8 protein-coding genes are annotated in these 6,773 nt (G+C 71.8%); 4 read left to right on the top strand and 4 right to left on the bottom strand.

Annotated elements, in window-relative coordinates; translation table 11 throughout:
- Positions 1 to 171: 171 nt before the first annotated feature.
- The 4 genes from SB786_RS24045 to SB786_RS24030 all read right to left on the bottom strand — a co-directional run bounded on the left by SB786_RS24045 (position 172) and on the right by SB786_RS24030 (position 3,260).
- Positions 172 to 831 carry a ParA family protein gene (locus SB786_RS24045; protein WP_410729660.1) on the bottom strand — a complete coding sequence of 220 codons (660 nt, stop codon included), beginning with the start codon at positions 829 to 831 and terminating at the stop codon, positions 172 to 174.
- A 125-nt stretch (positions 832 to 956) separates the two neighbouring features.
- Complete coding sequence (locus tag SB786_RS24040) at positions 957 to 1,370, bottom strand: DoxX family protein (RefSeq protein ID WP_410729659.1); 414 nt, start codon at positions 1,368 to 1,370, stop codon at positions 957 to 959.
- Between the two features lie 164 nt (positions 1,371 to 1,534).
- On the bottom strand, positions 1,535 to 1,675 hold the full coding sequence (locus SB786_RS24035) for a hypothetical protein (protein ID WP_006761258.1): 141 nt from the start codon (positions 1,673 to 1,675) through the stop codon (positions 1,535 to 1,537).
- Between the two features lie 82 nt (positions 1,676 to 1,757).
- Positions 1,758 to 3,260, bottom strand: coding sequence for a cobyric acid synthase (locus SB786_RS24030; RefSeq protein ID WP_410729658.1), 1,503 nt, complete (start codon positions 3,258 to 3,260; stop codon positions 1,758 to 1,760).
- Positions 3,261 to 3,335: 75 nt separating this feature from the next.
- Between SB786_RS24030 and cobU the strand changes: the two genes are divergently transcribed.
- The 4 genes from cobU to SB786_RS24010 are packed head-to-tail and all read left to right on the top strand — an operon-like array spanning position 3,336 to position 6,769.
- Positions 3,336 to 3,896 carry a bifunctional adenosylcobinamide kinase/adenosylcobinamide-phosphate guanylyltransferase gene (gene cobU / locus SB786_RS24025; RefSeq protein WP_410729657.1) on the top strand — a complete coding sequence of 187 codons (561 nt, stop codon included), beginning with the start codon at positions 3,336 to 3,338 and terminating at the stop codon, positions 3,894 to 3,896.
- Positions 3,890 to 4,834 (top strand): adenosylcobinamide-phosphate synthase CbiB, encoded by a 945-nt coding sequence (cbiB, locus tag SB786_RS24020; RefSeq protein ID WP_410729656.1) that lies wholly within the window; start codon positions 3,890 to 3,892, stop codon positions 4,832 to 4,834. Before cobU ends, cbiB begins: the two co-directional genes overlap by 7 nt.
- Complete coding sequence (gene cobD, locus SB786_RS24015; RefSeq protein WP_410729655.1) at positions 4,827 to 5,846, top strand: threonine-phosphate decarboxylase CobD; 1,020 nt, start codon at positions 4,827 to 4,829, stop codon at positions 5,844 to 5,846. The genes cbiB and cobD overlap by 8 nt, the downstream gene beginning before the upstream one ends.
- Entirely contained in the window at positions 5,843 to 6,769 is a 927-nt protein-coding gene (locus tag SB786_RS24010; protein ID WP_410729654.1) for a cobalamin-binding protein, read from the top strand. The genes cobD and SB786_RS24010 overlap by 4 nt, the downstream gene beginning before the upstream one ends.
- Positions 6,770 to 6,773: the final 4 nt, after the last annotated feature.

Here is a 6,773-nt window from a genome sequence, read left to right as displayed (position 1 = left end):
CCCGGTTCGCCCGGTTCGCCCGGTTCGCCCGGTTCGCCCGGTTCGCCCGGTTCGCCCGGTTCGCCCGGTTCGCCCGGGTTCGCCCGGTTCGCCCGGGTTCGCCCGGGTTCGCCCGGGTTCGCCCGGGTTCGCCCGGGTTCGCCCGGATTCGCCCGCGTTCGGCCGCTCCGGTCAGGACCCCTTGCCGACCTTCTCCGCTTTCGGCGCGCGGCGCTCGGCCCATTCGACGATCGGCCGCCACTGCTCGAGATCCTTCTCGACGCGGCTCTTCGCGACGTCCCACAGCGTCAGGCCGTGCGCGGCGATCTGCACGTAGTTCTGCGTGTCGCGCACATAGCCGAGCACCGGCAGCCCGAGCCCTTCGACGAAACGATGCAGCTGGTCGGACGAGCGCGTGCGCGCGTCGACCCGCATCCCGACGATCCCGACCTCGACGCTGCCCTTGCGCACGGCCTTCTCGCCGGCGAGGCGCTCCAGAAACTGCTGGGTCGCGAGGATATCGAACATCGACGGCTGCAGCGGCACGATCACCTTGTCGGCGAGTTGCAGCGCGACGTTGAGCCGGGTGCCGTGCAGGCCGGCCGGCGTATCGATCACCGCATATTCCAGGCCGCGCGGCGGTTTCGACGGCGCGTCCGGATCGAGCTCCCACGCCTCGATCGCCGGCAGGCCGGCCGGCCGCAAGTCGAGCCACGCGTGCGCGGACTGCTGCCGATCGAGATCGGCGAGCGCGACCCATGCGCCCTGCGCCGCGAAATAGCCGGCAAGATTGGTGGACAGCGTGCTCTTCCCCACGCCGCCCTTCGGATTCGCCACCACGATGACCGTCATGAATTCCCCCAAAAAGCCGCGCGGCGCCTGCCGCCTCGCAGGCGCCGCTCGATTGCGGATACAGGGAGCGATGATATCGGCAAACGGGGTATCACCGGAACGGGTCGCGCCGATGCCCGCCCCGTTCATGCGGTCCGCGTCGCGGCGCGCGGTGCGCCGAGCGCGAACGCGCCGCCGCCCAGCAGCGCCTGCACGACCAGCGTGATGGCCCAGAACGCCGGGTATTCCCAGCCGCCGTTCGGCGACGCGAAGCTCCAGCCGTTCGGCAGATGCGCGGACGCCGCACCCAGCATGAACGGCAGCAGCACGAGCGCGGCGAGGCGCACGCGGAAACCCGCCAGCAGCGCGAGGCCGCCGGCCAGTTCGACGAACGTCGTCACGTAGGCGAGCCAGCCCGGCAGGCCGATCGACGTGAAGAACTGCGCTGTGCCGGGCAGCGTGAAGACGAACACCTTCTGCGCAACGTGCGCGAGATACAGCACGCCGAGTGCGACACGCAGCAGCGTTGCGCCGAGATCGTTCAGGCGATTGGGGTTCATGGCGAATTCCTTCGTGAGCGGCTGAGAATGGATTGCACTCTATTCGAATCGATTCGGCCGATAAACACGCACCAACGCTTTAATTGATTCCTCTAGAGAATGAATCGGGATGTAAAAAAGGGCATGACCGATCATGCCCTGACGTCCTGCCTCGGTTACGCCTGTCAGCCGCCGCTCTTGCCTTGTGCGGCATCGCCCGAGCCGGCCGGACCGCCGCCCGGTGCGTACGAGTCGCACGCGTGCGCAAGCGCCGACGCGCCCAGCAGCGCCGCGAACAGCACGCTCAACCACCATCGAGCCTTCATCGTCGCGCTCCTTCGGGCGGACCTCCGCCCACCTGAGTTGTACGCGATCCTGCGCAAAATGCCAGGCCGGCCGCGCCGTGCGTCAGCGGAACTCGGCGTACAGCGCGCGCAGGTCGAGATGCTCGGCGAACGAATCGGCCAGCCGCTCCAGCGACGCTTCGCGCAGCGCCGGATAGTCGATGCGTTCCGCGCCGTCGAGCCCGGCCCACGCGAGCAGCGCCGCGCACGCGTCAGGCGCGTCGAACAGCCCGTGCACGTAGGTCGCGAGAATCTGCCCGTCGGCCGACACCGCGCCGTCCGTGCGCACGCCGCCCGGCGCGTCGCCCGCCGCCAGCGCCAGCGCGGGTGCCGCGAGCGCCGGCCCGCGCGTGTCGCCCATGTGGATCTCGTAGCCGTGCACGGCGGCCGCGCCGGGCAGCGCGAGATGCCCGGTCACGTTCTTCAGCGTCTTGTCCGGGTGCAGCGTCGTGTCGAAGTCGAGCAGCCCGAGCCCCGGCACGCTGCCGGGCGCGCCCTCGAGGCCCAGCGGATCGTCGAGCGTGCGGCCGAGCATCTGCATCCCGCCGCAGATGCCGATCACCTTGCCGCCATAGCGCAGGTGCCGGCGGATCACCGCGTCCCAGCCCGCGTCGCGCAGCCACGCGAGATCGCGCTGCACGCTCTTGGAGCCGGGCAGGATCAGCAGGTCGGCATCCGGCACGGGGCCGCTCTTCCAGTACGTGAACTCGACCTGCGGATGCGCGCGCAGCGGATCGAAATCGGTGTGGTTGCTGATCCGCGGCAACGCGGGCACCACGACGCGCAGCACGCCGGCGTCGCCGCACGCGGCGGCGCTGCGCGCCTGCGACGGCAGCATGTCCTCGGCGTCGAGCAGCAGCCCGTGCAGGTACGGCAGCACGCCGAACACCGGCTTGCCCGTCTGCGCGCGCAGCCAGTCGAGGCCCGGTTCGAGCAGCTTGATGTCGCCGCGAAAGCGGTTGATGACGAAACCGCGCACGCGCGCACGCTCGCTGTCCGACAGGCACGCGAGCGTCCCGACCAGGTGCGCGAATACGCCGCCGCGATCGATGTCGGCCACCAGCACGACCGGGCAGTCGACGCGTTCGGCGAAACCCATGTTCGCGATGTCGCCTTCGCGCAGGTTGATCTCGGCCGGGCTGCCCGCGCCTTCGACGAGCACCGTGTCGTAGCCGGCGCGCAGCCGCGCGTACGATTCGAGCACCGCGTCGAACGCGACCGGCTTGTAGTCGTGGTACGCACGCGCATCGAGGTTCATGCGCGCCTTGCCGTGAATGATCACCTGCGCGCCGCGATCGCTCGTCGGCTTCAGCAGCACCGGGTTGAAATCGGTATGGGGCGCGACGCCCGCGGCGAGCGCCTGCAGCGCCTGCGCGCGGCCGATCTCGCCGCCGTCGGCCGTGACCGCGCTGTTCAGCGCCATGTTCTGCGGCTTGAACGGCGCGACGCGCGCGCCCGCGCGGCGCGCGAGGCGGCACAGGCCCGCGACGAGCGTGCTCTTGCCCGCGTCGGACGTCGTGCCCTGGATCATCAACGTGCCGCGCGGCGGCGCTTCGGGTGCGTTCATCGTGTGCAAGGTCGTGGCGAAGCAAAGGCCGCATTATCGCCCGCGCCGCCGCGCGCGCGCCGTTACAATCACGCGATGATTCCGCACGACCTCACCTTCGTCCTCGGCGGCGCGCGCTCGGGCAAAAGCGCGCACGCCGAGCGGCTCGCCGCCGACAGCGGCCGCTCCGTCACCTATATCGCGACCGCAACCGCGAGCGCCGCCGATGCCGAGTTCGAACGGCGCATCGCGCATCACCGCGCGCGCCGGCCGGCCGACTGGGGCTTCGCCGACGCGCCCGTCGACCTCGCCGGCACGCTCGCACGGCTCGACGATCCACGCGCGTGCCTGCTCGTCGACTGCCTGACGCTGTGGCTCACGAACCTGCTGTGCCCGCTCGACGGCGAAGCGCTCGACGACGCGCAGTATGCGGCGCAGGTCGAGCGGCTCGAACACGCGCTGCGCAATGCGCGCGCGAAGGTGATCGTCGTCAGCAATGAAATCGGGCTCGGCGTCGTGCCGCTCGGGTCGGTCACGCGCCGCTACGTCGACGCGCTCGGGCGCCTGAACCAGCGCATCGCCGCGCTCGCGACCCGCGTAACGCTGCTGGTGGCAGGGCTGCCGCTCGAGCTGAAGCCCGCAGCGCCGTCATGCTGATGCTGTCGCTGCCCGTCGTCGCGATGCTCGCGGTCGCGGCCGCGATCGTCGATCGCATCGTCGGCGAACCGGCCGGCTGGCATCCGCTCGTCGCGTTCGGCCGGCTCGCCGGCCGCATCGAAGCCGCGCTGAATACGGGCCGGCGCGGCCGCGTGGTCGGCGTCATCGCATGGGTCGCGGCCGTGGTGCCGCCGGTGGCCGTCGCCGCGTGGCTCGCGGCTGTGCTGCCCTGGCCGCTCGCGGCCGCGCTGCATGTCGCGCTGCTGTGGTTCGCGCTCGGCGCGAAGAGCCTCGCCGACCACGTCGCACCGATCGCCGCCGCGCTGCTGCGGCACGATCTCGACGCCGCACGCGCGCTGACCGCGCGCATCGTGTCGCGCGACACGAGCGAAGCCGACGAAGGCGCGCTGTCGCGCGCGGCCGTCGAATCGGCGCTCGAGAACGGCAACGACGCGATCTTCGGCGCGCTGTTCTGGTTCGTGGTCGCGGGCGGCCCCGGCGCGCTGCTGTTCCGGCTCGCGAACACGCTCGACGCGATGTGGGGATACCGCACGCCGCGCTTCCTGACCTTCGGCTGGGCCGCCGCGCGCCTCGACGACGCGCTCAACTGGATTCCCGCCCGCCTCACCGCCGCGAGCTACGCGCTGCTCGGCGACACGGCCGCCGCGTGGCGCTGCTGGCGCACGCAGGCACGCCACTGGGACAGCCCGAACGCGGGCCCCGTGATGGCCGCCGGCGCCGGCAGCCTGAACGTGCAGCTCGGCGGCCCGGCCGTCTATCACGGCGAAATCGAAGACCGTCCCGCGCTCGGCACCGGCGCGCCCGCGACGGCCGTGCACGTGGTCGCCGCGCTGTCGCTCGTCACACGCACGCTCGCGCTGTGGCTCGCGCTGCTCGTCGCGAGCGGCGCACTCATCCTCGCTACCCATCATGTCTGACGCACGCATCCCGCACGGCGGCAACCTGCACGAAGCCGCGCGCCGCCACGGCATTCCTCACGACGACTGGCTCGACCTGTCGACCGGCATCAATCCGGTCGGCTATCCGGTGCCGCCGGTCCCGGCCGACGCATGGCGCCGGCTGCCCGACGACGGCGATGCGCTCGCCCCGTGCGCGGCCGGCTACTATCATGCGCTCGATGCCGCGCACGTGCTGCCGGTCGCCGGCAGCCAGGCCGCGATCCGCGCATTGCCCGCGCTGCTGCCGACCGGCGACGCCGGCGTCGCGGCACTCGCGTATGGCGAATACGCGCCTGCCTTCGCGCGCCACGGCCATCGCGTCGTACCGCTCGACATCGACGCGAACGTGTTGCCTGCGACGGTGCGTCACGTCATCGTCGGGAATCCGAATAATCCGACCGCCGAATGCGTGCCGGTCGAACGGCTGCTCGGCTGGCATGCGCAACTGTCGGCACGCGGCGGCACGCTGATCGTCGACGAGGCCTTCGCGGATACGGGCACTACGCCCTCGCTCGCGCAGTACACCGATCGCCAGGGTCTCGTCGTGCTGCGCTCGGTCGGCAAGTTCTTCGGGCTCGCCGGCATTCGCGCGGGCTTCGTGCTCGCGCATCCCGGCCTGATTGCCGCGCTGCGCGACGTGCTCGGCGCATGGACCGTCAGCGGCCCCGCGCGTCACGCGGTCACCGCCGCGTTCGCCGATCGCGCATGGCAGGCGGCCGCGCGCGAACGGCTCGCGGCCGACGGCGAACGACTCGCCACGCTGTTGCGCACGCACGGCTTCGCGGTGCACGCGACACCGCTCTTCAGCTGGACCGAGGACCCGCGCGCCAGCGCGCTGCATGCGGCGCTCGCCGCGCGCGGCATCTGGACGCGGTACTTCGCGCAACCGTCGAGCGTGCGCGTCGGCCTGCCGGGCTGCGAAGCCGAATGGCGACGGGTCGCCGACGCGCTGGCGGAATGCGTTCCCATGCTGCAACAGGCATCCGCATGAACGCTCGCCTGTTGCGCCTGTTGCGCCGGATGCCGCCGCTCGCGACGGTGGTCGCACTCGCGCATGCGCCCATCGCTCACGCCGACGTCACGGCCCGCGACGATGCCGGCAATACCGTCACGCTGCCCGCCCCGGCGCAACGCGTGATCAGTCTCGCGCCGCATGCGACCGAACTGGTCTACGCGGCCGGCGGCGGCGCGAAGCTGGTCGGCACGGTCACGTACAGCGACTATCCGCCCGCCGCGCAGGCCGTGCCGCGCGTCGGCGACAACAAGGCGCTCGACCTCGAGCGGATCGCCGCGCTGAAGCCGGACCTGATCGTCGTCTGGCGGCACGGCAATGCCGAACGGCAGACCGATGCGCTGCGGGCGCTGCACATCCCGCTATTCTTCAGCGAACCGAAGCATCTCGACGACGTGGCGATGTCCCTGCGCCAGCTCGGTACGCTGCTCGGCACGGCGCCGGTCGCCGACGCGGCCGCGGCATCGTTCTCGCGCGACATCGCGGCACTGCGCGCACGCTACGCGGCGCGCGCCCCCGTCACGATGTTCTTCCAGGTATGGGACCGGCCGCTGACGACGCTCAACGGCGCGCACCTGTTCAACGAAGTCATTGCGCTGTGCGGCGGCCGCAACGTGTTCGCGGCGCTGAAGCCGCTCGCGCCGAGCGTCACCGACGAGGCCGTGCTCGCGGCCGATCCGGAAGCGATCGTGACGACGAGCGCCGGCGCGACGCGCTCGGACGCACCGCTGCCGAGCCTCGCGCGCTGGCGTGCATGGCCCGCGCTGACGGCCGTGGCGCGCAACAACCTGTTCGCGATCGACGGCGATCTGCTGACCCGGCCGTCACCGCGGATCGTGCAAGGCGCGGCCGCGCTGTGCGAGGATCTCGACGCCGCGCGGGCGCGGCGCCCGGCGCGCTGATTTC

Origin of the sequence: Burkholderia sp. SIMBA_062 (genome assembly GCF_046534765.1) — a bacterium.
GTDB lineage: Bacteria > Pseudomonadota > Gammaproteobacteria > Burkholderiales > Burkholderiaceae > Burkholderia > Burkholderia ambifaria.
This window is presented reverse-complemented; position numbering and strand designations above follow the sequence as displayed.

Coding starts and splice junctions, on each gene's coding strand:
- SB786_RS24045 (WP_410729660.1), bottom strand. CDS start 831: ATGACGGTCATCGTGGTGGCGAATCCGAAGGGCGGCGTGGGGAAGAGC.
- SB786_RS24040 (WP_410729659.1), bottom strand. CDS start 1,370: ATGAACCCCAATCGCCTGAACGATCTCGGCGCAACGCTGCTGCGTGTC.
- SB786_RS24035 (WP_006761258.1), bottom strand. CDS start 1,675: ATGAAGGCTCGATGGTGGTTGAGCGTGCTGTTCGCGGCGCTGCTGGGC.
- SB786_RS24030 (WP_410729658.1), bottom strand. CDS start 3,260: ATGAACGCACCCGAAGCGCCGCCGCGCGGCACGTTGATGATCCAGGGC.
- cobU (WP_410729657.1), top strand. CDS start 3,336: ATGATTCCGCACGACCTCACCTTCGTCCTCGGCGGCGCGCGCTCGGGC.
- cbiB (WP_410729656.1), top strand. CDS start 3,890: ATGCTGATGCTGTCGCTGCCCGTCGTCGCGATGCTCGCGGTCGCGGCC.
- cobD (WP_410729655.1), top strand. CDS start 4,827: ATGTCTGACGCACGCATCCCGCACGGCGGCAACCTGCACGAAGCCGCG.
- SB786_RS24010 (WP_410729654.1), top strand. CDS start 5,843: ATGAACGCTCGCCTGTTGCGCCTGTTGCGCCGGATGCCGCCGCTCGCG.